This window comes from Pseudomonas sp. AC463 (assembly GCF_979253585.1).
The window spans coordinates 1-386 of record NZ_CEEDDZ010000191.1 but is presented as its reverse complement, the minus strand read 5'-3'; the positions used below and the strand labels follow the sequence as shown (position 1 = coordinate 386).

General features: G+C 64.2%; 1 protein-coding gene. It reads left to right on the top strand.

Annotated features, from left to right (window positions below):
* Positions 1-386 (top strand): TonB-dependent receptor domain-containing protein (locus AC0IYH_RS29725; protein WP_471837665.1); only part of this gene is annotated, 386 nt, incomplete at both ends.

Sequence of the window (386 nt, the reverse complement as noted above, 5' to 3'; positions counted from 1 at the left end):
CAGCCCGGGCTTCGCGCTGGATGGGTCCTGTTATCCGGTGCAGGTGAACTTCACCGAGACGAACCGCCTCTATTCCAACTTCCTGCCGTCGGCGAGCGTCGCCTACAGCTTCGGCACCAAGGCCGTCGCGCGCGGCTCGATCTCGCGGACCCTGACGCGACCGGACCCGAACCAGTTGCTGCCGGGTGCGAGTTTCGTGCAGCCGTCGGCGGACGTCGGCACGCTGGGCAACAATGCCCTCAACCCGTACATCTCCGACAACCTCGACCTCGGTTTCGAATATTATACCGGGGGTGAAGGCGTCATCGCGTTCGCGGCGTTCCGCAAGTCGATCACGGGTTTCACGGTCAACGGCCTGACGACGGTGCCCTTCTCGACACTGGAGC